The sequence below is a fragment of the uncultured Vibrio sp. genome (assembly GCF_947488985.1).
GTDB lineage: Bacteria > Pseudomonadota > Gammaproteobacteria > Enterobacterales > Vibrionaceae > Vibrio.
Genome location: NZ_CANLBV010000059.1, coordinates 1 through 23106 on the forward strand (window position 1 = coordinate 1; position 23106 = coordinate 23106).

General features: G+C 46.8%; 22 protein-coding genes and 3 pseudogenes. 15 read left to right on the plus strand and 10 right to left on the minus strand.

Features of this window, described 5'->3' with window-relative positions:
• Nucleotides 1–626 precede the first annotated feature (626 nt).
• The 4 genes from Q1A70_RS13090 to hemC are packed head-to-tail and all read right to left on the minus strand — an operon-like array spanning nt 627 to nt 4708.
• The gene (locus Q1A70_RS13090) at nt 627–1802 is read right to left on the minus strand and encodes a heme biosynthesis HemY N-terminal domain-containing protein (RefSeq protein WP_299692086.1); all 1176 of its coding nucleotides are present in this window, start codon (nt 1800–1802) and stop codon (nt 627–629) included.
• On the minus strand, nt 1802–3019 hold the full coding sequence (locus Q1A70_RS13095; protein WP_299692083.1) for a uroporphyrinogen-III C-methyltransferase: 1218 nt from the start codon (nt 3017–3019) through the stop codon (nt 1802–1804). The genes Q1A70_RS13090 and Q1A70_RS13095 overlap by 1 nt, the downstream gene beginning before the upstream one ends.
• 19 nt (nt 3020–3038) lie before the next feature.
• On the minus strand, nt 3039–3767 hold the full coding sequence (locus tag Q1A70_RS13100; protein WP_299692080.1) for a uroporphyrinogen-III synthase: 729 nt from the start codon (nt 3765–3767) through the stop codon (nt 3039–3041).
• A 2-nt stretch (nt 3768–3769) separates the two neighbouring features.
• Entirely contained in the window at nt 3770–4708 is a 939-nt protein-coding gene (gene hemC / locus Q1A70_RS13105; protein ID WP_299692077.1) for a hydroxymethylbilane synthase, read from the minus strand.
• A 345-nt stretch (nt 4709–5053) separates the two neighbouring features.
• Between hemC and Q1A70_RS13110 the strand changes: the two genes are divergently transcribed.
• The gene (locus Q1A70_RS13110; protein WP_299692074.1) at nt 5054–7582 is read left to right on the plus strand and encodes a class I adenylate cyclase; all 2529 of its coding nucleotides are present in this window, start codon (nt 5054–5056) and stop codon (nt 7580–7582) included.
• 70 nt (nt 7583–7652) lie between these two features.
• Here Q1A70_RS13110 and cyaY read toward each other — a convergent pair whose 3' ends face one another.
• Complete coding sequence (cyaY, locus tag Q1A70_RS13115) at nt 7653–7967, minus strand: iron donor protein CyaY (protein WP_299692071.1); 315 nt, start codon at nt 7965–7967, stop codon at nt 7653–7655.
• Here cyaY and Q1A70_RS13120 point away from each other — a divergent pair.
• The 7 genes and pseudogenes from Q1A70_RS13120 to Q1A70_RS13150 all read left to right on the plus strand — a co-directional run.
• Nucleotides 7947–8159, plus strand: a complete 213-nt coding sequence (locus Q1A70_RS13120) for a lipoprotein (RefSeq protein ID WP_299692068.1) — start codon at nt 7947–7949, stop codon at nt 8157–8159. The genes cyaY and Q1A70_RS13120 overlap by 21 nt on opposite strands.
• 42 nt (nt 8160–8201) lie before the next feature.
• On the plus strand, nt 8202–9455 hold the full coding sequence (lysA, locus tag Q1A70_RS13125; protein ID WP_299692065.1) for a diaminopimelate decarboxylase: 1254 nt from the start codon (nt 8202–8204) through the stop codon (nt 9453–9455).
• Between the two features lie 11 nt (nt 9456–9466).
• Nucleotides 9467–10297: a diaminopimelate epimerase gene (dapF, locus tag Q1A70_RS13130; RefSeq protein WP_299692062.1), complete on the plus strand. Its 831-nt coding sequence runs from the start codon at nt 9467–9469 to the stop codon at nt 10295–10297.
• Between the two features lie 44 nt (nt 10298–10341).
• Nucleotides 10342–11040 carry a DUF484 family protein gene (locus Q1A70_RS13135; protein WP_299692059.1) on the plus strand — a complete coding sequence of 233 codons (699 nt, stop codon included), beginning with the start codon at nt 10342–10344 and terminating at the stop codon, nt 11038–11040.
• Nucleotides 11009–11941 carry a tyrosine recombinase XerC gene (gene xerC, locus Q1A70_RS13140; RefSeq protein ID WP_299692056.1) on the plus strand — a complete coding sequence of 311 codons (933 nt, stop codon included), beginning with the start codon at nt 11009–11011 and terminating at the stop codon, nt 11939–11941. The genes Q1A70_RS13135 and xerC overlap by 32 nt, the downstream gene beginning before the upstream one ends.
• Nucleotides 11942–11956: 15 nt before the next feature.
• The gene (gene yigB / locus Q1A70_RS13145) at nt 11957–12673 is read left to right on the plus strand and encodes a 5-amino-6-(5-phospho-D-ribitylamino)uracil phosphatase YigB (RefSeq protein ID WP_299692053.1); all 717 of its coding nucleotides are present in this window, start codon (nt 11957–11959) and stop codon (nt 12671–12673) included.
• Between the two features lie 170 nt (nt 12674–12843).
• A pseudogene (locus Q1A70_RS13150) lies at nt 12844–12984 on the plus strand (EAL domain-containing protein); the annotation flags it as partial.
• A gap of 186 nt (nt 12985–13170) precedes the next feature.
• On the opposite strand, the gene Q1A70_RS13155 reads toward Q1A70_RS13150, so the two are convergent.
• Together Q1A70_RS13155 and Q1A70_RS13160 are read right to left on the minus strand one after the other, a co-directional pair.
• Nucleotides 13171–13767, minus strand: coding sequence for a DTW domain-containing protein (locus Q1A70_RS13155; RefSeq protein ID WP_299692050.1), 597 nt, complete (start codon nt 13765–13767; stop codon nt 13171–13173).
• Between the two features lie 11 nt (nt 13768–13778).
• Nucleotides 13779–14927, minus strand: a pseudogene (locus Q1A70_RS13160) (hypothetical protein); the annotation flags it as partial.
• A gap of 39 nt (nt 14928–14966) precedes the next feature.
• Here Q1A70_RS13160 and Q1A70_RS13165 point away from each other — a divergent pair.
• Nucleotides 14967–15434, plus strand: a complete 468-nt coding sequence (locus Q1A70_RS13165) for an EVE domain-containing protein (RefSeq protein ID WP_299692047.1) — start codon at nt 14967–14969, stop codon at nt 15432–15434.
• A 72-nt stretch (nt 15435–15506) separates the two neighbouring features.
• On the opposite strand, the gene Q1A70_RS13170 is transcribed toward Q1A70_RS13165, so the two are convergent.
• The gene (locus Q1A70_RS13170) at nt 15507–16334 is read right to left on the minus strand and encodes a Cof-type HAD-IIB family hydrolase (RefSeq protein ID WP_299692044.1); all 828 of its coding nucleotides are present in this window, start codon (nt 16332–16334) and stop codon (nt 15507–15509) included.
• 458 nt (nt 16335–16792) lie between these two features.
• Entirely contained in the window at nt 16793–17773 is a 981-nt protein-coding gene (locus tag Q1A70_RS13175; protein WP_299692042.1) for an alpha/beta fold hydrolase, read from the minus strand.
• A 379-nt stretch (nt 17774–18152) separates the two neighbouring features.
• Here Q1A70_RS13175 and Q1A70_RS13180 point away from each other — a divergent pair, with 379 nt between their 5' ends.
• From Q1A70_RS13180 to Q1A70_RS13200, 5 genes and pseudogenes are all read left to right on the plus strand, one after another.
• Nucleotides 18153–18494 (plus strand): metalloregulator ArsR/SmtB family transcription factor, encoded by a 342-nt coding sequence (locus Q1A70_RS13180; RefSeq protein ID WP_299692039.1) that lies wholly within the window; start codon nt 18153–18155, stop codon nt 18492–18494.
• 158 nt (nt 18495–18652) lie between these two features.
• A complete protein-coding gene (locus Q1A70_RS13185) occupies nt 18653–19654 on the plus strand; it encodes an ArsJ-associated glyceraldehyde-3-phosphate dehydrogenase (RefSeq protein WP_299692036.1) in 1002 nt (333 codons plus the stop codon).
• A gap of 168 nt (nt 19655–19822) precedes the next feature.
• Nucleotides 19823–20332, plus strand: coding sequence for a cyclin-dependent kinase inhibitor 3 family protein (locus Q1A70_RS13190; RefSeq protein WP_299692089.1), 510 nt, complete (start codon nt 19823–19825; stop codon nt 20330–20332).
• A 98-nt stretch (nt 20333–20430) separates the two neighbouring features.
• Entirely contained in the window at nt 20431–21651 is a 1221-nt protein-coding gene (gene arsJ, locus Q1A70_RS13195; protein WP_299692033.1) for an organoarsenical effux MFS transporter ArsJ, read from the plus strand.
• A gap of 115 nt (nt 21652–21766) precedes the next feature.
• Nucleotides 21767–21937: pseudogene (locus tag Q1A70_RS13200) on the plus strand (acyltransferase); the annotation flags it as partial.
• Nucleotides 21938–22048: 111 nt separating this feature from the next.
• On the opposite strand, the gene Q1A70_RS13205 reads toward Q1A70_RS13200, so the two are convergent.
• Nucleotides 22049–22378, minus strand: coding sequence for a DUF2500 domain-containing protein (locus Q1A70_RS13205; RefSeq protein ID WP_299692030.1), 330 nt, complete (start codon nt 22376–22378; stop codon nt 22049–22051).
• A gap of 244 nt (nt 22379–22622) precedes the next feature.
• Between Q1A70_RS13205 and Q1A70_RS13210 the strand changes: the two genes are divergently transcribed.
• Nucleotides 22623–22997, plus strand: coding sequence for a DUF4145 domain-containing protein (locus Q1A70_RS13210; RefSeq protein ID WP_299692027.1), 375 nt, complete (start codon nt 22623–22625; stop codon nt 22995–22997).
• Nucleotides 22998–23106 lie beyond the last annotated feature (109 nt).

Here is a 23106-nt window from a genome sequence, read left to right on the forward strand (position 1 = left end):
GAATACGAGACAAGGTTCACTCATTACCGCCCATGCTGGGTAAATTTTAACAGTGACAACTATCCTGCCAGAGGGGGATAGCGTCTTTTTTCACGAAGAAGTAACAGCCTCAATTAGATCATATTTTTACTTAGATTGGTATTATACCAATCCGGAAAATTAACAGATCAGGTCAATCCAATCCCTTGTACACATTTTTGTGACGCGATCTTTGCAGTCACTAAATCCATTCCAAGTACTACATACCATCGACACACTATCGTAATAATCGGTAAGATTTTGCTTGGCAAGATAGCTTAGCCTTAACCAATTTCACATTTGCTCTGTAGGGTTTCGTTTAGGCGAGTAGGAAGGAAGTTTGATGACACTGACATTATTAAACTCGCTCGCAATATCATCGATATGCCATCCAACAGTATTCCCAATGACTGTTCCGTGATGACCTTTCTCGGTGACTGTGGATGATAATGCCCTTGTTATGCCAATTGTAGTAACCACTGCAAACTTGTTCGATAGGGTCAATTCCAGATGATTGGTATCAGTGGGGACTATCGAAAGTATAAGACGCGGATACAAAAAAGCCGATGCTAGGCATCGGCATAGTTTTAATTGTCTAGATAAACTGACTACCGTACTAGAGCGAGAGCCTTGCGAGAAACTTCGTGAGCTGCTTTGGTTAGATTCTGTTTATCAAGAGCATCAGACAGGTAACCATAATCAGACACATTCGATCGGAGCGAAAGGGCTTTCTCAAAGTGGCTTTGTGCGTCAGCCCACTTTTGTTCTCTTAGGTAAAATTGCGCTAATGCACTGTGTGCTTCGGCATTATTACTGTCTTTGCTAATCGCATTCTCTAGCATCACAATGACTGGGTGGTGATCGGCAAGATTCAGCTCTGGAAGCAACATATAGAGCTCATTCGAGCTACTCTTAGCGATGTTCTCTTTAATTACAGTGAAGGCTTCAGAGTCAGCTTTACGAGCAATCAGTTGCTTCACAAAGCATGATACAAGGTGAGAGCTTTGTTTCTGTTTCCTTGGCAGCTTGTTCCAGTGACTAATCAGCCCTTCACTGCCTTGTTGCTGCGCGACGTCGTGCAGTAAACCACATTGTGCTTTCTGCTCTAGTTCACGTTGCTCATCAGCTGTCACTAGCTTGTTCTTAGATAATTTAGGTGTTAATTCTAGCAACGGCTGCCATAGCTTGAGCTGAATATAAGTGGATTTCAGTAAATCAAGCAAGGCGGTGTTATTTGGGTATGTGCCTTTTAGGGTTGAAAGCGTATCGAAGGCTGCTTCATAGTTTGACTCACTGATCTGTTGCTTTGCTTTCGTGAGTTCAACGGCAAGCAGTGAGTTCTCTTGTTGGCTTGCAAGTTCGATGTATTTATCACGCTCAGCTGCATTACCTTGTTCGTGAGCGGCTTGTGAAGCAATAAGGTAGCAAAGCAGGGGCATGTCGTGATGGTTAGCCCAACGAGTCACCTTCTTCTCCGCGCCTTTCCAATCCCCTTCGAGCAGCTTGATGATGCCCTCATTGGTGTAACGGCGAGAGCGTTTCAGTTTGCGGACGCTGAACCAGTTCCAAGTTGTTGAGCTAGCATAAATCAGTTTTTTAAACAGATATTCGAGGCCGAATAACGCAGCCAATAGAGCAATGACAAAGATAACTAAGGTGGTTACACTCATCTCGATGGTTTTGTCCGCGATCGAGATCAGTACGTAGCCTTGTTGACCTGAGAACTGGGTGCCAACAAATAGCCCTGCGCCTAAAACAAGAAAAAGAAAAATCCAACGAATCATTATTCTTCCTCCGAGTTCAAAATAGTCACATCACGGCGTAAGCGCTCACGAATAACATCTGACAGTTCATGCTGCGACTCAAGTTTAACTGGGTATTTCACCGAGATGTTCTGATCACTTAGCTGCTTAACTGCTTTTTCAAACTCGATTACAGAGTTGTCATCTTGATTTAGGTACGCTTTCGACCACTCATTTGCCGTTTGTAGCGCCGCGTTATAAACATCGCCTTGCTCTTTGTAGACCGCGCGAATCGCGGTTTCTAATTTACCTTTGATGTTTTCACGTAGATAGAAATGTTGTTCAGGTGATAGTAGCGGTATCACTTCGCCATCACGGCTGCGGAAGGTGATGAAATTTTCAGAGAAGTCTTTCATCGACGTCATCAGGTTGGTCTGCCAATCATTAATGTCTTGTGAGACCGCTTTTTCCTCAATAACAGCAGCGTCTGGAAGAATCGCATTGGCAAGTGGCAGCGTATCGACTTGTTGTTGCAGGCTGGTAAGGCGTAAAACTAAGCCATCTCGATCGATGATAGGGATGGCGCGAAGTTTGGTGATGTCATTGGTCATCGATTGACGAAGAGACACTAAGCTTGGGTCATTTAATGCGGCGATACGTTGATCGGCGCTTTCCATTAATTGGGTCGCGCTGACGCTATCGTGCTCAAGGAACAGTTTACGGCCAGCCAGCTTCACAAGGTAATCGGCTTCAGCAAGTAACCAGTCATTCGGACGGCGACCTTTCACGTCAGCGACCGCTAACTGCAGGCTTTGGATGCTCTTCTGTTGTTGAGCTTGTACGACCTGGATTTTCTCCACTGCATGTGATGCTTGTGGGATAGTCTCTTGCTTGATGGTTTGTAGGTCGTTATTGACTGCAGATTGGGTGTTTTGCAGTTGTGCTTGAAGAGCTACGATTTGAGCCGAGTACTCAGCACTCTTTTGTTGCATTTGAAATGCGATTCCACCACTGAAGATAATTGAAATAGCGATCGCAATTGCGCCTAATTTTACGCCGCGCTTGCCTTGTTTCTCTGCGTTTTCGATTTGCTCTTTATGTTCAGCTGGAGGCGGCTCGTTTGGGGCGGTATTGTTTGTGGAGGCATCAAGATTTTGTTCTGCCTGGGTTGACTCTACTGTGTCTTTTTCAACAACCACCGGCTGAGCGTCTTGTTTTTTTTCAGGTTCAATATGCTCATTATTTTTTTTACTTGTCATGCTTATTTCCTGTTTCTAGCTAAGGCCGGAGAGCAGCCAATAATATTTGGTTCGCAGCACTTTGAGTATTGATCACATGCGAGAAGCCGAGCTGTTGAGCGCGTTCTGCGATGCGTTGGCTTGGGACAAATAGCTGCCTTGTTGAAAGCCAACTCATGTACTCACCAGGGGTGATAGAGCACAGATACTCTAATTGTTCCTGACTCGTGATGACGACTTTGGACGTTTTATTGTTGATCCATTTTTGATAGGTACCGTGGTCACTAATCGGAATATATTCTCTACGGTAGGTTTCGCAATAAGAAACTTGTGCGCCTTGCAGAAGTAAAGAATCTCTAATGAGCTCACGCCCACCATTGCCACGCAGTATCAAAATGGATTTATTTTCTACGCCATTAAGTTCAGTCAGCTTAAGAAGATGTTCACTATCACCAACTTGAGGATAGTTTACTTTTTGTTTACAGGCTTTGCTTAAAACGTGCGCAGTTTTTTGACCAACGCCAAGATAAAGCGGCGAAGTGGGCCAAATGGATGAAGTTTTCGAAAGGATGTTTTGGGCTGCGGTCACGGCATGGTGACTGACCGCAATGACGATATCGCTGCTATTGAGTTGGGCAGCTAAATGCCCAGAGTATGGATTATCAACGATACGAATCAGCGGATGATGGATTGCTTGAATGCCTTCATCCGCGAGTTGTTGGCAAAGCGATTGCCCCTGTGAACCGGGACGTGTTACCAACACTGTCATGATTATTCTTGGTCAGCGTAGAGCTTGGTTAAGATGTCTCTTGCACCGTCATCTAGCAATTGATTGGCCAGAGTCACACCCAGTGCTTCTGCCTCTTTGCGAGGGCCAGATATTTCGCCACGGACCATCTTAGAGCCGTCCGGCTCCCCAACCAGTGCGCGTAACCAGATGTTGTCACCATCTAATAGTGAGTAGCTGCCGATGGGCACCTGACAACCACCTTCTAAGGTTAGGTTCATTGCTCGCTCACATAACACGCGATCAGCAGTGTCTTTGTGATTCAGTGGTTCAAGAAGCTTGATTAGGCGTTCATCATCTAGACGACACTCAATGCCAACAGCGCCTTGGCCGACAGCAGGGAGAGACTGTTCTGGCTCAATAAAGCTACGGATACGTTCTTCCAAATTCAGACGTTTAAGGCCCGCTGCCGCCAATACGATCGCGTCGTATTGACCATCATCGAGTTTACCTAGACGAGTTCCCACGTTGCCGCGTAGCTCTTTGATGATGAGATCTGGTCGGGATTCCAGTAACTGACACTGACGGCGTAGGCTGCATGTGCCCACGACCGCACCCTGTGGCAGCTCATCAATGTTGTTGTATGTATTAGAGACGAACGCATCGCGTGGGTCTTCACGTTCACAGATGGTCACGAGACCGAGACCTTCAGGGAAGTCGACAGGCACATCTTTCATCGAGTGAACCGCAAGGTCGGCACGGCCTTCGAGCATGGCCACTTCGAGTTCTTTAACGAACAGCCCTTTACCACCCACTTTAGCCAGTGGTGTGTCGAGGATAATGTCACCTTTGGTCACCATAGTTACCAACTCAACCTCTAATCCCGGATGAGCCGCTTGAAGTGCATCCCTAACAAAGTAGGCTTGCCAGAGGGCAAGAGGGCTTTTTCTGGTCGCAATACGGATTGGTGCTGAATTTGTCATGGTGTTTCCGATATAGGTTCTGTAATGACTTAATCCTACCACTGTGAGATGAAAATTCTTACTGTTTGATCATTCACATGCATCTCTCGCTGAGAGATTTTCACGAGTTGACCAAAATAGTGTGATTGGCCTCTCATTTGAAACATGGGCTATTATTAGAAGTAGCCAATAAAGAGGACACTACACCGCCGTGAATTTAACGTTTTGCTCTTAAGGGTGTGGCCACCATGGCGGCTTCCTTTGCTTTACCATTAACGCTAAAAGTGTTAGATTGATCACGTTTTGTTGCTGCTTTCGTTCAGTAACTGAACAGAAGTATATTTAATCTCAAACCAAGGACTTACCTTGCAGGCTTACACTCAAACTTTGATTCAACGATTAGACAATCTAAACCAACAGCGCATTGATCGTGCGTTGGCGTTGATGAATGTGCAAGGCCAGCGAGTTTTTAACCTTATTCCTGCACTGCTTCACTTCAATCACCCTATGATACCGGGCTATTGCGACCAACAAGTTCCTTTTGGAATTCGTAGCTTCACGCTTAATGAATCCCAAAAGCAGTTTGTGTCTGAGACTGAGCTAGCGCTTGGCAGTAACCTCACTGAGGCTGCTGAACCTGCGATCCTTGGCCTGTATACCATGGGCAGTACCTCTTCTATTGGTCAAAGCACGTCAAGTGATCTTGATATTTGGGTGTGTGTACCACCGGATATGGATGGCCCCGCGCGCGATAGCTTGACCAGCAAATGTCTGCTGATTACCGATTGGGCCGAAACTCTAGGCGTTGAAGCGAATTTCTTCTTGATGGATGAAGAGCGTTTTCGCTCAAACCACTCTGAAGAGATGACGGGTGACAACTGTGGCTCTTCACAGCACTTATTGTTGCTTGATGAGTTTTATCGTTCTGCAGTGCGTCTTGCGGGGCAGCGCCTATTGTGGCAAATCATTCCGCCAGAAATGGAAGAGTGTTACGACGAGTATGTGCAAGGCTTATCTCAGGATGGCTATCTTGATTGCTCGCAGTGGATCGATTTTGGTAAGTTGAACCGTATCCCTGCCGAAGAATACTTTGGGTCAAACCTGTGGCAGCTGTATAAGAGTATCGACTCACCATACAAATCGGTATTGAAGGCAATCCTGTTAGAGGCCTATTCATGGGAATACCCCAATACCCAGCTGCTGAGTATTGATACCAAACGCCGCTTCTTTGCGAATGAACCGGATCTGTATGGTATGGATAGTTATTATCTGATGCTGGAAAAGGTCACCCGCTATCTAAAGCGAATTGATGATCATACTCGATTGGATCTGGTGAGACGCTGTTTCTACCTCAAAACCCACGAGAAATTGTCGCGTGAAGCTGAGATAGGTTCGGTTGCTTGGCGTCGTGAAGCCTTAACTGAGATGACAAAATCTTGGAATTGGGGAGCGGAAGTCATTGCTGAGCTGGATAACCGCCGTAACTGGAAGGTTGAACAGGTTAAAGTGGTGCATCATGCACTGCTTGATGCTTTGATGCTCAGTTATCGTAACCTGATTCAATTTGCCCGTCGCAATGACATCACCTCAGCCATCAGCCCGCAAGATATTAGTATCTTGGCTCGTAAGCTTTATGCTGCTTTTGAAGTGTTGCCGGGTAAAGTGACGCTTTTGAATCCGCAAATTTCACCGGATCTGCATGAGCCGGATCTGAGTTTTATTGAGGTTCGCAATGCGCAATCAAACAAAGCGGGTTGGTATCTGTATAAGCAGCCTCTAATTGCGCATCGCATTCTGGGCCAGCCTTCCCTAGAGCACCATGAATACTTGAGTAAGCTGGTCGCTTGGTCTTTCTTCAATGGTTTGATCACCGAGTCAACACGTTTGCACTCTGTGGTGCGTGATGCTCACATTGATATCGATAAGTTCTATCAAATGGTGAGCGACCTACGTAATACCTTTTCTTTACGTAAGCGTCGCCCGAGTATGCAAGCGCTCGCGAGTCCGTGTGAGATCAGCCAGCTAGCGATGTTTATTAACTTTGAAAATGATCCGACTTCTGAATTGAGTGGTCGTTCACTGAAATTTGATCTCAAAAATACCGATATCTTCAGTTTTGGGGAAGAAGGTAAGAGTTTAGTTGGCAGTGTCGATCTGGTTTACCGGAATTCTTGGCATGAAGTACGTACACTTCACTTCCAAGGTGATACTGCGATGCTCGATGCATTGAAAACAGTGCTCGGTAAAATGCACCAAGATGCGCTACCGCCAGAGTCGGTCGATGTATTCTGCTACAGTAAAAACCTGCGCGGAGTGATACGCAATATGGTGTATCAGCTGCTCGCGGAGTGCATTGAGCTACGCCTTAAGCCTATTGAACCAGAAAAGCGTCGTCGCTTTAAAGCTATCCGCATTGCGAACAAGATGTTTGGTTTGTTCTTTGAGCGTCGTGGTGTGTCTGTTCAGATGCTCGAAAACTCGGTTGATTTCTATCGTAGTATCTCGAGTAACAAGTTGAAGGGCTCACCGTTATTGATGCTCGATAAAGAGCAGGAGTATCAGCTACCGGATGTGGTGGATAGCTTTGCCAGTGAGGGCTTGATCCAATTCTTCTTTGAAGACACGGATAAGGGCTTCAATATCTACGTATTAGATGAATCGAATCAGGTTGAGGTGTACCACCAGTTCAGTGGCGAAAAAGATGAGATGATCGCAAGCGTCAACTCTTTCTACACCTCGGTCAAAGATGAGTCGAAGGTGTCCGCTAAGTTGATTAATTTTAACTTGCCTCAGTACTACCAAATTGTTCACCCTGAGGAAGGCAACTCTTATGTTGTGCCTTACCGTAATGATGCGACCTTGTCTTCTCGGAGTTCGAAGATCGTTAATCTTTAGGTTGACCTCAGCAGGTAAAATTAAAAAGGAGTGAATCAATCACTCCTTTTTCGTTTTTGCTTACAAATGATTAGACCCAATCGATCTCTTCACCTGCGTGCTTAACGCATTCTTCTTTCACCATCTCAAACAGCTCCATGCCCGTTTTTGAACATGTCCACTTTTCGTCGACTAGCTTGAAGTGAAAACCACCAGATTTAGAGGCTAACCAAATCTCATGCATTGGTTCTTGGCGGTTTATGATGATTTGGCTACGATCTTCAAACTCCAGTGTCATCACATTGCCAGTCACTTCGTAATCGACATCTGCCTCTGACTCATCGATAGCTTCTTCGATGTTTTGCATCTGTATATCGACTAACTGATGAAATTCAGTATCGTTCATCCTTTCTATCCTATTGCTTTTCCTGAGTGTGGTGCGATTATAGGGGGCATTGAGTTAATAATCACGATATGCAAAATGAAAAAATTAATTACCGCTCTGTTTATGGTGTCCGTTATGGGACTTTCTGGCTGTGGTCAAACTGGCCCGCTGTACGATCCTGATTCTGTGCAGCAAGCTGAACAATCGGAATAAGTAAAAACACGCTGCAATCGTTATTTATAAGGGATAAGAATTTTGGATTACTTCAATTATCAGGAAGATGGCCAGCTTTGGGCTGAGGACGTCGCACTTTCACAATTGGCAGAGCAATATGGCACACCGCTGTATGTCTATTCTCGTGCAACATTAGAGCGTCACTGGAATGCGTTTGATTCGTCAGTGGGTGAGCACCCGCATTTGGTGTGTTATGCCGTTAAAGCGAACTCGAACCTTGGCGTGTTGAATGCTTTGGCTCGTTTGGGCTCAGGTTTCGATATCGTTTCAGGCGGTGAACTAGAGCGTGTAGTAGCGGCTGGTGGCGATCCGGCGAAAGTGGTGTTCTCTGGTGTTGGTAAAACGGCCGCAGAAATGAAACGCGCACTTGAATTGAACATTAAGTGTTTCAATGTAGAGTCTGAGCCAGAGCTTGAACGTCTCAATAAAGTGGCGGGTGAGCTTGGTGTTAAAGCGCCGATTTCACTGCGTATTAACCCTGATGTTGATGCCAATACCCACCCTTACATCTCAACAGGCTTGCGGGATAACAAATTTGGCATTGCCTTCGATCGTGCGCCTGCGGTTTATGCGTTTGCAAAAACGCTCGATAATTTATCTATCCACGGTATTGATTGCCACATCGGCTCTCAATTAACGGATATTGAACCTTTCATTGATGCTACCGATCGCCTACTGGCGCTGATCGATCAATTGCGTGCTGATGGTATTCAAATCAAGCATCTTGATGTGGGTGGTGGTTTGGGCGTGGTTTATCGTGATGAATTGCCACCACAGCCTTCAGATTACGCGAAAGCCTTGTTGGCTCGTCTAGATAATCACTCTGATCTAGAGTTGATTTTCGAACCTGGTAGAGCGATTGCTGCCAACGCGGGTCTACTATTGACGAAAGTTGAGTTCCTAAAACCAACGGAGCATAAGAATTTTGCCATCATTGATGCGGCAATGAACGATCTGATGCGTCCAGCATTGTATCAAGCTTGGCAAGATATTGTGCCAGTACGACCACGTCATGGCGAAGCAGTAACCTATGATTTGGTTGGGCCAATTTGTGAAACCGGTGATTTCCTAGGTAAAGATCGTGATCTTGTACTTGAAGAGGGCGATTTACTGGCGGTTCGTTCTGCGGGCGCTTACGGCTTTGCGATGTCATCTAACTACAATACTCGTTCGCGTGCGGCTGAAGTGATAGTTGATGGCAATAAAACTCACTTGGTTCGTCAGCGTGAAGAGCTTACGAGTCTGTGGGAACTTGAAAACATTCTTCCGGAGTAATTTTAAGCGTTATGCACTTCCACTTTTCTAAAATGCATGGTTTGGGCAATGATTTCATGGTCGTGGACTGCATTACTCAAAATATTTTCTTTTCTCCAGATTTGATTCGTCGTTTGGCGGATCGTCACACTGGTGTGGGCTTTGATCAGCTACTGGTGGTTGAAGCGCCCTATGATCCCGAAACTGATTTCCATTACCGTATATTCAATGCGGATGGCAGTGAAGTGGAGCAGTGTGGTAATGGCGCGCGTTGTTTTGCACGATTCGTTCGCATGAAAGGTTTAACCAATAAATACAGCATCAATGTCAGCACCAAGAAAGGCAAAATGGTGCTTAAGATTGAAGAAAATGATCTGATCACGGTCAACATGGGTGTTCCTGAGTTCGAACCGAGCAAGATCCCATTCAAGGCCAAGCAACCTGAGAAAACGTATATTCTCAGAACCGATGAGCATACCTTGTTCTGTGGTGCGGTCAGCATGGGGAACCCACACGTAGTGACTGTGGTTGATGACGTGGACACGGCTGATGTGGATACCTTAGGTCCGCTGCTTGAATCTCACGAACGTTTTCCTGAGCGTGTTAATGCTGGCTTTATGCAGGTGATTAACCGTGAAGAAGTTCGCTTACGTGTTTATGAGCGCGGCGCGGGTGAAACTCAGGCATGTGGTAGCGGTGCGTGTGGCGCGGTTGCGGTTGGCATCACTCAAGGGCTGCTGGATGAGAACGTGAAAGTTCGTCTACCAGGCGGTGACTTGCACATTAGCTGGCAAGGGCCGGGTAAGCCGCTGTTTATGACAGGGCCTGCAACGCATGTGTTTGATGGTCAACTTTCTTGCTAATAACGACCCAAAACAAATAGATTCATAAAAATAAAGGATAGGTTTTGTCTTACGTTGCAGCCGACGCACTTACCGCTGAAGTGGTCGCGGAATATTTACGTGATAACCCAGATTTTTTCCAAGGCAGAAAGGATTTGGTGGATCACCTTGCTATCAATAACGTCGAGCAGGGCGCGGTTTCTTTGGTTGAGGTTCAGCTTAAACGCCAACGCCACCGAATCGAAGAGCTAGAAGAAGAGATCACTGGTTTGATGTCGCTGGCGGCCAACAACGATAAAACCTTCTATGAGTTTATGGATCTGCAAGCGCAAGTGCTGAAATGCAGTGACTTTGTGCAGGTGATTAAAGCAGTTGAGCAAAAAGCGCTCGATTTAGGGCTGAAGGCTCATCTGCGTATTCTCTCTCAGTCGGGTTTTTATCAGTTGAGCGAAGAGGGTTATTCGACGTTTTCACTCAACCATTTTAATGGCAAAGATGCCTATCTCGGGCGCTTGAGAAAGGCCGACAGACACGATTTGTTTGGTGATTATCAAGTCCCAGAGCTCGGCTCTTATGTCGTACTCCCGCTTGCTAAACAGTCTCCGCTTGGGTTACTCGCCTTTTCTAGTGAAGATGGCGGACATTTCCAACCCCATATGGATACGCTCTTTTTACGCCATTTGGCACTTGTTGTGTCTCATCTGGCGGACACCTTACCTTGGCAGATAAACCATGAGCCTAGAGCCCAAAATACCTCTTCCTAACAGCCTTCAAAAGCCACTTTCTCGCTTCTATGAATATCTCAGAAGCGAGAAGGGGCTTAGCCTCCACACTCAACGCAATTACAAGCAGCAACTGGAAACCATGGCCGCGCATTTAGTCACGCTTGGGCTAAAGGATTGGAGGCAAGTGGATGCGGCGTGGGTCAGGCAGCTTGCCAGCAAAGGCATGCGTGAGGGAATGAAGACGAGCAGCATCGCAACCCGTTTATCCTCATTGCGCAGCTTTTTTGATTTCCTGGTATTGCGTGGTGAAATGACGGCGAATCCTGCTAAAGGGGTATCAGCACCTCGTAAGCAGCGTCCTTTGCCTAAGAACCTCGATGTCGATGAAGTTGGTCAATTGCTTGATGTTAATGAGGACGATCCACTGTCGATTCGCGATCGAGCGATGATGGAAGTGATGTATGGTGCAGGACTGCGTCTCGCCGAATTAGTCGGAATTAACCTTAAAGATGTGTTGAGTCGGCAAGGTGAGATCCGAGTGATAGGTAAGGGCGACAAAGAGCGTAAAGCACCGTTTTCTGGTTTAGCCAAAGAGTGGGTTGATAAATGGCTTAAAGTTCGTGGTGAGTTGGCTTCGCCCGGTGAAAATGCCCTGTTTGTTTCCAAGTTAGGTACGCGTATCTCGCATCGCAGTGTGCAAAAGCGCATGGAAGAGTGGGGTAAGAAGCAATCCGTTGCGAGCCACATTAGCCCGCATAAGCTGCGTCACTCCTTTGCTACGCACGTGCTTGAATCAAGCCAAAACCTGCGCGCAGTCCAAGAGTTGCTCGGGCATGAAAATATCTCGACCACCCAAATTTATACTCACTTGGATTTCCAACATTTAGCGCAGGCTTATGATCAGGCTCACCCTCGCGCACGTAAGAAGAACAAAGATTAAACTTAAGGGCTTACTATGCGAATTTACCGAGGGTTGAAGCCCATCAAGGCGATGACCTTTGACTTGGATGATACCTTGTACGACAACTGGCCAGTGATTGTGAAGGTTGAAAGAGAGATGGCGCAGTGGCTCTATAAAAAACACCCGGTGTCGGCCTCTTTATCACTCGAAGAGTGGCAAGGTATCAAGCAACAAGTCGCATCTGAGAATCCAATGCTAAAGCACGATGTCACCGTGTGGCGTGAAATCCAGATAAAGGTTGGGTTGCTAAAGTTGGGTTATTCACAGCAGCAAGCTGAACGGGCGGCTCGTGAAGGTATCGAACATGCCTTATGGCTGCGCAACCAAGTCGACGTTCCTCGAGAAACGCATCGAGTGATGGCAGAGCTTAGCCAACGCATTCCTTTGGTGGCTATTACCAACGGCAATGTAGACCCGCATAAAATTGGCTTGAGTCAGTACTTCCAATTAATCCTAAAAGCCGGTCCTGATGGCAGAGCCAAACCCTACCCAGATATGTTTGATAAAGCGCAGCAATACCTAGGTTTTGATGCGAATAACATTCTTCATGTGGGTGATCACCTGACAACCGATGTCTACGGAGCCAAGAAAAACGGTTTTCAAGCATGCTGGTTTAATGACATGGGTTCCAATTTACACCTCAGCCCGAAGGCGAGTGTGCTACCAGATGTTGAAATTGAGCAGCTTAGCGATCTTATGCGGCTAGTTTGAACGCCCCTCAGGGCGTATTGTGTCGCATTGATCAAAGTGAACGGTTAGCTTGGTCACTGACCAGTCACGTCAGTTATCGGGACAGTTGAGCTCTTCACTCCATTTTGACCAGGGTTGGTATGCAAACATATACATTTCTTGCAAATACTGAGGTGTAATGTAAAGCGAAATTGGTTCGCCTGTACCAAGTACTCAACGCCAAAATGGTGGCAGAATGTGTCCATAATAAGCCGGTGTGTCGTACCGCCGAAGATATGGGCGTCGATTATTTGCAGGGTTATTACTTTGGTGAGCCTACGCATTTCTTCTGATCGAGATATTGTGTTCGCTTCACGTAAAACACCATCTTACCTACCGCCTATTTTCTTTAATAAACGCAGCTCTCCAATAAAATAATTATCTTCAATAGATGACCATTCAAAATGAAAGGGTGAACTGGTGGCTCACCCTTTTTGTCTTTAGTCTCTGTTTATTGTCTGCCTGTATTCCTACTTGGTCTATTTGAGAGTGTGGCCGCACTTGTCGGCGTGGAAGACTTTTAGATAGTGTTGAAAGTAGTCATTGATCTGCTGTGCATCTTCGCTTTCCCCTAATGTTTCAAGTAACGCAATCCCCACTTCACAGGTACACAAGTGACCACTGTCTTGATTGCGGCGCAAGGTGTATGAGGACTCGCTGCTGATGTTGAGGTGTACTTGTGGAACGGATTGTAACCACGAGCTCTTGTTGAGCATCTTCTTCGCTTCTTGCCATGTTCCATCCAAGATGATGAACAGCGGTTGACGATGTTTTGCTATGGTCATCACCGCTTGCTGGCACTCGATGCTTTGAGCGCTGGGGAATAAAAGAAACGGTTGCCGCGTTTCATCTTCAAGCAGTGCTATTAGTTCTGCTGGTGGGGTTTTCCTGTGCCATACCATGGGCTGACACTGATGAAGAGATTGCTGAAGCAGTTTCCCTGTATTGGTGTCTCGCGACAGTTCATTCTCATGCGTGAGCAGTACCAATTCGGTTTGGCTTTGAGCGCTTGGGATCAAATGGCAAATACACTGGTGAGTGAAGCCGCAACCACGGCAAACTTGTTGATTACTCATGATGACGGTGTGTTGATCTTAACACCCTCATGGATCATTCGGTCGGCGTTTTGATCAAGTTGATCCCCTTGGCTTGTCTGCTGGGCGGTGTGATCCGCCGGAGCGGCAGAGTTCCGTTGTGCCTGCTCTTGATTGGCCTTGAATAACACAAGTCCACCATTCGCAATCGGGTAGATAACGTTGCCCACCTTCTCCTTTTCGGCGATCAGTTTGCCGTTATCGAGTGTGAAAATTCGCTCAGAGACCAAGTATTGCTGTTGGTGGCGAGTCATGACCACTTGTACTTGATTGGCATTTAACTGCTGCCAGAAGCCTTGCTCAACAATGGAAGGGGTGTCATCGCTGTACGAGTAAGTGGTGATGGCACTGTGGTCATGGTTGAGTGCAAGGCTAACCGAAAACCCGGAGTTCTGTGTTGAGTTGGCGAGGTAGAGCCCGTGCCAGTTCAGGGTTGGGTCTTGATTCGCTACTGCAGCACAACCTGTGTAGCGGTTGTTGTTGAGGTTGAGCTTTGACTCCCAACCATAGATGGCGTTACTCATGCCATCACTGCAATTCTCTTTGTTAAGCTGAAGAGTGCCTTGTGTCGTTTTCGCTGAGAGTTGGTAGTCGCGTGCGTTAGGGGTGATACGGCGAGCGTCAATATTCAGCCATTGTGCGTCGCTGCCCATAGCCGTGTATTGGATCTGATTTTTCTCGAAGGTGGCCGACCAGAAGGGCTCATTACCAAAGGCGCGTGTTGAGTGCAACGGTTGGTCGCAGCGTTCGGGATTCTCTGCGGTAATCATATTCACTTGGTCAACGACGAAGCGTGCTGTGAAGTCGGCATTGTATCCTGTTTGGCTTGGTACGGTGAGGTGACCTATCAGCTCACCATATAAAATTTGGTAGGGCCTGGTAGCCAGCCCCTGTGCTTCGAGCGCGAGTTCTGGAGATAAATCTAACCAGTATTGTTGCTGGCTGCCGCAAGGGGTGAAAGTTCGGCTTTCATGACCGACCACAACCTGACCTCGCATGATGAAGGTTTGTGGGTGAATGCTCAATGGTTCATCCAAGGTGGCGGGGGGGTGTTCAGTTTGTGGCAGTGTCTGTGTTGTCGCGACACAACCTTGTAAAGCGACTGCGACGAGCCACGTCACTGGGTTTTTCATTACCTTCATGTTATATCTTCCTCGGAGCAACCGTTAGTAGGATTTATTATGGCATATTGGTTATTTAAAACAGAACCCGACACCTTCTCTATTCACACTCTGAGAGTACAAAAAACCTCTTGCTGGGAGGGGGTACGGAATTATCAGGCTCGTAACATTATGCGTGATGACGTCAAGCTTGGGGATGAGGTGATGATATACCATTCATCGTGCAAAAAAGTCGGCGTAGCGGGGATTGCGAAAGTAACCAGAGAAGCCTATCCCGATCATTTTCAGTTCGATCCAGAGAGTGACTACTATGATGCCAAGTCTTCGCCAGGCAATCCGCGTTGGGTCATGGTTGATGTCGAATTTGTGCGAGTGACGGAACGTGTGATCCCTTTAGCAACACTCAAGGCGATGCCGGAATTATCAGAGATGCCACTGGTGAAGCGGGGTAATCGCTTGTCCATCATGCCAGTGACCGAGCAGGAGTGGCAGGCCATTTTAAGCAAAGAAGTGCTCGGTTCTCGCTAACCTTAGAGAAATCTTTTAGCGTAAGGTTCAAAAAAGCAGCCATTGGCTGCCTTTATGTTTTATTGGGACTGCTTAGAGTAGGTGTTTTTCTAAGTAGTGAGCAACGGCATCATCTGCGTTGCTGCCAATCACTTCATTGTCTGGCAGAGCTTGCATCACTTTCTCGTGTGACGTGCCCATGATCAGCCCTTTACCCGCCATAGCCAGCATCTCAGCATCATTCATACCATCGCCAAAGGCAATGCAGTTATCAAGAGTCAGGTTCAGTGATTTCGCTACCGCGTCTAAGGCATGGCCTTTAGAGACCTCCGCCGCCATCACCTCTAGGCACCAAGGCGTTGAAAAGGCGATATTCAGCTTATCCTCAAAGGTCTCTTTTAGCTTTTGTTCAAAAGTCACCAGGTATTCATGATCATGTTCTGGGTGGGTGAAGAAGACTTTTGCAATGCCCTCACTTGGCGCGTTGTCAGCGGCAAAGCGCTGGTAGCTAAAGCCTGACTCTCTGTGGAATTGAGCCAACATTTCATCTTCACGATCGAGTAGCCAATCATCATTTTGGTACATATGAATGAAGATCTCTGGGTCTTGACGAACCACATCGATCACCGGCTGAACTAAATCTTGAGGCACGTTTTGGCTATACATCAATTGATCATTTTGGTCGTGAACCCGAGCGCCGTTCGAAGTGATCATATATGCAGGTATGCCCGCGATCTTGCGAATGCCTGCCACATCAATATGGTGGCGGCCAGTGGCGAAGATAAAGGTATAACCTTGATCATGTAATTTTTTGAGTGTGAGCTTAGTAAAGTCGCTGAGTTGATGATTCGGTGCGAGCAGTGTGCCATCCAAATCAGAGGCTACGATTTTCACAGAATCTTTAAGTGCAGGAATAGTCATTTAACCCTCATTACAAAATGCTTAACCAATGTCGACACTAGCGAATGCTAGCATCGTTTTAACTGTCGTATCTCCATTCTGAAATTGTATGCCAAATTCCCCCACGAAAAGAGGGTAAAGCTCACTGACTTCTCTTCCTCTTTCGTTATTATTCTCTTTACTGGCAGAGAGCATCACACCCAGTGAGCCAGTAAAGTTATTTAGTAGAAATTGCGTATTGGTGGAAAACAACACAAACAGTGAAATAACGCTCCCTTGCAGAAGCAATCCATTCTTAATCCCCGTCAACTCGAGATACCGGTACTCAATAAGGTTACGGTTAGAGATAGCTCGCAAAGGCGGCTAAGGTACCAAAGATGGCCCGCAAATCGATGGCTTTGGCCACCATTGGATTTGTGCCTACCACCGATTCACACAATTTACGTGCGGCCTGCTCAATGGATACCGTTAACGTACCGCTACTCAAAGAATTGATTGATTGCATCCAGAGCCTGATTTCGGTACTCATCTTTTTCAAACAACAGCTCATGACTTGCGCCTTCAACGGCTTTTAATTGGCATTCGGCGTTGGTTTTCTTCAACTTATTGATGAATTTCACTTGAGCTACATTACAGACGACCTTCTCTGCCCCGGCCTGAATTAACAGTAGCGGGATGGTGATTTGACGCGTCTGTTGGACCGCCTGCTTGGCCGCCATCAGTCCTTGCCATACCCAGCGAGTACTTGGCCCACCGACTTGCAAGGCGGGAGAGTCTTGGTAAAGGCGACGGAACCACTGATAGCGCGCCTTACTGTGACTTAATATGTTGTTCTTGAAGGGTTTTGAGTAATACGCTTGTTGCCCTGGCGCGTACGTTGGCTTGGCATAGTAAGCGGTGAGAATCTGAGCAACCATCATTGCGACCGGCTTTAAGTACCACTCGGTATTGATACCAAACATGGGTGCGCACAGCGTGACCTTATCAAACGGGTGATCAGGATGGGTTTGCAGGTAGCGTGTGGCTATCGTGCTGCCCATCGAGTGAGCCAATAGGTAGCGATTGTCATACTTAGCTAAATTAAAGCCAGCAATGACATCAGCCATGTCAGAGGTGTAATCATCAAACTCATGGATATGACCCATGTCAGAGTTTGCTACTAGCCGCTCTGATTGCCCCTGACCTTGATGATCAAATGAATAGACGTCGTAGCCTTGGCGGTAGAGATCATAAAAGAGCTCTTGGTATTTTTGGCAGCACTCGATACGACCATTGGAGATGACTATCGCTTTGCTATGTGTCGATGAAGTCAGGCTACACCAGTACAGCTTCCTGTTCGTGGATGAGGTTATATAGCCATCTTGTCGTTGCTGCCAAAGTGTGGGGATAGCGTGTTTAATCGCTTGCTCGAATTGAGGTTCTTGCGTGTATGACATTTGGGCGCCGCTGTGGTTTTCCATGGGAAATTACCTGAACTGATGCGTGTGAGAGCTTTATTTCTACTAATGTTGCTAGATTAAAGAACTAGTAACGAAATGCAAATGGATACTCATACATGGCTAGGCATTCAAAAGTGGTGCGATAGCTCTACCATGCAGGCGACATGATTGATCTTGACGACTTTACCTCTACGCCTAAATGGAAGCACTCTGTATTGACCTTGGACTGAATGCTGAACAAGTCAGAGCCGAACTCACGATAGCCCAACGTTGGAGTCACACTATAACTAACCAGTTATGAAGCTTCTTGGTTAAACTTTTATGACAATTAAAGCGCACGCCTTGACGTGCGTTTTTTTGTAGCTAGGATATATGCATATCCACATATGAGTATGTAACTATGCTTCCTCACCAATTTTTTAAATTGCTGTCAGATGAAACGCGAGTGCGTTGCTTAATGTTGATAGTACGCCATGAGTGCTTATCTGTTGGTGAGTTAACTCAGGCACTGCAAGAAAGTCAGCCAAAGGTGTCACGTCACCTAGCGCAGTTGCGCTCAAATGGCATCTTGACTGATGCCCGTCAAGGGCAGTGGGTGTTTTACCGCCTGTCACAAGATTTACCGGGTTGGATGCGAAAATTAATTGATGATCTTATCGCATCCAACTGTTTGAAAATGGAATATCAGCAAGATATTGAGCGTTTAGAGTCGATGAACTCACGCCCAGTATGTTGCGTTTAAATACATTAAAACTTAATGCCGGAATAGTTGGAGTTGCAGCTAGGCGACAAGTGAACTTATCTCTATGAGCATAGCGGTTCTATGTGATTCGGGTCACTGAACCTAGTCAACAACGCTGCGGCTTCAAATATGAAGGCAATTAACTGAGAGAACAGAAAATGACAGTCAAAGTAGGTATCAATGGTTTTGGCCGTATCGGTCGTCTAGCACTACGCGCAGCATTCGATTGGGCTGAGCTAGAGTTTGTTCAAATTAACGACGTGGCTGGTGATACAGCAACACTGGCTCACCTTCTGGAGTTTGATTCAGTTCAAGGCCGCTGGAATCACGAAGTGGCTGTTGAAGGGGACGAGATGATCATCAATGGTCAACGCATTAAAACCACACAGGAGCGCGATATCGATGCGATCGATTGGTCGGGCTGTGATGTGGTTATCGAAGCGACCGGTGTTCACCGTAAGTCATCGTTCCTAAACAAATACCTTGCTCAAGGCGTGAAGCGCGTTGTGGTATCGGCACCTGTCAAAGAAGATGGCATTGCTAATATTGTGGTTGGTGTGAACGACAGCATCTTCGACCCAGCGCTACACAAAATCGTAACGGCAGCGTCTTGTACTACCAACTGTATCGCACCAGTGGTTAAAGTGATCAACGAAAAGCTAGGTATCGAGAATGCGTCTTTCACGACCATTCACGACCTAACTAACACACAAACGATTCTTGATGCGCCCCATAAAGACTTACGTCGTGCGCGCGCATGCGGCATGAGCCTTATCCCAACCACTACGGGTAGCGCCAAAGCGATTGTTGAGATCTTCCCTGAGCTTGAAAACCGCATCAACGGTCACGCGGTTCGTGTCCCACTGGCGAACGCATCTCTGACAGACATCATCTTCGAAGTGAAGCAAGACACCACGGCAGAAGAAGTTAACGCTATGCTGAAAGAAGCGTCTGAGAATGAACTGAAAGGCATTCTTGGCTTCGAAGAGCGTCCATTGGTTTCTATCGATTACAAAGGCGACCAACGTTCAACTATCGTGGATGCGCTATCAACGATGTTAGTCGGTAAACGCATGGTTAAGATCTACGCTTGGTACGACAACGAGATGGGCTACGCAACGCGCACTGCTGAGCTTGTTCGTACGGTTGGTCTAGCATAACCCATACCCTTGATACTTGAAGCCGCAGCATTGTAATTTCCCCCTAGTCGCATCGCCTACCTTTGCTGCTAGAGTTGAACGGCCACTATTTCGTCGAGTAATGGTGACCTCGCTGCAACTCCAATTATTTTGAGTATCGGTCGACATATAAATAACTTAAAGAGATTGATAAAGATGACAAATTCTCAAGTACACCCAACATGGCAGCTGGATCTTGAAACTGGTGCGTTAGTGCTTACTCCGTGCCCAGGTACCAAAGACGCTGATTTAGATGCATCTCTAGCGCAACTGAAAGCGCAAGGTGTGGAAGCGATTGTCACGGCTTTAGACAGTGCAGAACTGGCGAGCAAGAACGTGTCTGCACTGGGCGAGAAAGCGCAGGCGTTAGGCATGCAATGGTTCCAGATCGAGATCGAAGACGACTGTGCACCGGGTGATGACTTTGCTGAAAAATGGCAAGCAGCTAGCCCAGCGTTGCACCAAGTGGTTGATAATGGTGGTAAGGTTGCAATGCACTGCATGGGTGGTTCTGGTCGTACGGGCTTATTAGCCGCGCACCTATTGTTAGAGAAAAGCTGGGAACTGAGTAAGGTGGTTGAAGAAGTTCAAGCGCTTCGCCCTGGCGCATTCACTAAACCGATTCAGGTTGAGTACATTAATGGCGTAGCGAACCGCTAGTCTGCCATTGTGGTTGTATAAAGAGCTTTTGGTATCTGAAGTGTTGAGCTTGTCATGATCCAAAAGCTCTTTTTGTTTAGATTGCAGAGATAGTGTTTATGTTTTCAAATCTAAGTAAGAGCGTTCGCCAATATATGTTGGTGACATTCAACTACTGGAACTTCACCATTACCGATGGTGCACTGCGCATGCTGGTGGTTCTGTATTTCTACGATCTGGGCTACAGTTCGTTAGAGATCGCCTCACTGTTCCTTTTCTACGAATTCTTTGGCGTGGTGACTAACCTTGTCGGTGGTTGGTTAGGGGCGCGTCTTGGCCTCAATAAGACCATGAATATTGGCTTAGGGATGCAGGTCGTCGCCTTGGGCATGCTGGCAGTGCCATCGGCCATGTTGAGCATTCCTTGGGTGATGGCAGCGCAGGCCTTGTCGGGGATCGCTAAAGACCTCAATAAGATGAGTGCCAAGAGCTCGATTAAAACCTTGGTGCCCGATGAACAGCAAGGTGCACTTTATAAGTGGATTGCGATTCTGACTGGATCGAAGAATGCGCTAAAAGGTGCGGGCTTCTTTATCGGTGGTTTGCTGCTCTCAACGATTGGCTTCCAATATGCTGTGCTGGCAATGGCTGCTGTGCTGACATTAGTGTTCATTGGCAGTGTGGTGAGTTTAGAGGCGGACATGGGTAAAGCGAAAACCAAACCTAAGTTTAAGCAGATCTTCTCTAAGTCTGAATCCATTAATATTCTGTCTGCAGCACGTATGTTCCTGTTTGGCGCTCGTGACGTGTGGTTTGTGATAGCCCTACCTATCTACTTAGGCAGCGTGTTTGGCTGGGATCACTCATGGGTAGGTGGCTTTTTAGCAGCTTGGACTATCGCTTATGGCTTTGTGCAGGGCATTGCACCTAAGATCACCGGCAAAGCGCAAGGTAAGGTACCTGATGGCCACGCTGCGCTGCTGTGGGCGGGCGCATTGGCCATCGTGACGGCTGCTATTGCTTATGCGGTACAAATTGGCTGGCAACCAGAGTTAGTTATCGTCGGTGGTTTGATGGTGTTTGGTGCCATCTTTGCCGTCAACTCATCGCTGCACTCCTACCTGATTGTGAGTTATGCGAAAGGCGATGGCGTGTCGCTTGATGTGGGTTTCTACTACATGGCAAACGCGATGGGCCGTTTGATTGGTACGATATTGTCGGGTTTGGTATTCCAAATGGCAGGTTTGTCTGCGTGTCTGTGGGTCTCCTTCGCATTCTTAGCGATAACGACAGTGATCTCTCTGCGTTTACCGAAAGTGCCGCAGCCCTCAGCCGCATAAGCTCAACCTACATGAACTCAAAGGGCGATAAGCCTCTCCTTTAACAATAAGCTGACTTGGTATGTATTCCGGTCAGCTTTTTTATTGCTATAGTAGAATGATTGAATATTAATCAGGCATTTACCTGCTGCATCCGATTTTTTTGTGGCCAATGAAAGAGTTCGGTTGGTATCAAGGGCACCCGGCTTGGGTCATTCCGCTGTGGATCGTCATTAGTGGCTCAGGCGCGCTATGGATGAGTTGGTTGGTTTCCAAGTCAGAGAAAACCCGCTGGCTATTGCCTTAGGCATTGACACTAAGGCGGCAGGTTACCGATTATTTATGCATGGTTGGCTGATGGCTGATGGCTGATGGCTGATGGCTGATGGTTGATGCGGGGGTGAGAAGCGGCTGATGTTTAGCGCTTCAACTCAAAGTGTAAGAACTTATCACCTTGGTAGGTTAGGGCTCCTTTATCACCTGGGTTCAGCGCGTGAAAGTAGTGGATACCGACTTGAAATTCTCGTTTGGGGCCGACCATGCCACGTTGAACATAAATCCAATACTCTTGATCTTCTTGCCCTGGCTCTACGTCAGGCAGGTCGATGGATTGTTTATCCAATACCGTGACGTTCACTTTCTTTTCTGGTGCGTTCTCGCCTTGCATGTGTTTTCGATAAAAAACAAGAAATCCCCAAGCCGCTAGGCCTGCGAGTGCAAAGATGGCAAGAAAGAGTGAGTTGGGCATAGAACCTCCATATAGTATTGATGTGTATTCTAATCTTTCGAGCAATGCGGATATGTGTTTAAAACCGCTATTCGTGAACTGCTGTAAGTACAGCTGATTATTTTTCGGCGGATGTCACATTTTCTGAATAGGCTGGGATAACGTATTGTTATTTACTGTCTCTTCCTCACGTAAATTACAATGATTCTGTATAAAAATTAGTAAATGCTCGACTAGAGTTATAGTGTGGAGTGGGAGGGTCAAGATGACCGATATTGAAAAAGTGGTGACACGAACTCGCAATATAGAGAAATTATTGAGGCTTCAATACCACGCTGAAGGCGAAGGATTGCATGAGCTTGTGACAAGCTGTGAAGAAAGGCTACCGCACGATATGGTCAGCAAGCTGCGTTATATCGCCACCTGTCGTAACAAGGTCGTCAATGAACATGACGCTAAGCTGGATGATCAACATAAGTTCATCATGATGTGTAACGACTGCGAAAAGGAACTGACTCCGCGTAGTGGTCGTTTTATTTGGCGCGTTGCGATCTTATTGATGATGGCAATAACGTTAGCTGCAGTCGGTTTTTATTATGCGAACTGGGATGTGTTAACACTGCATCTGTTTTCGAAGTGACATTACTAATAAAAAAGGGACGCCATAGGCGTTAATGCCGTTCACTTAAGGTGAGCGGCATTGTTTTTTCTAGGATATCGGCTTGGCTTTTTCTTCACGACTCTAGGGA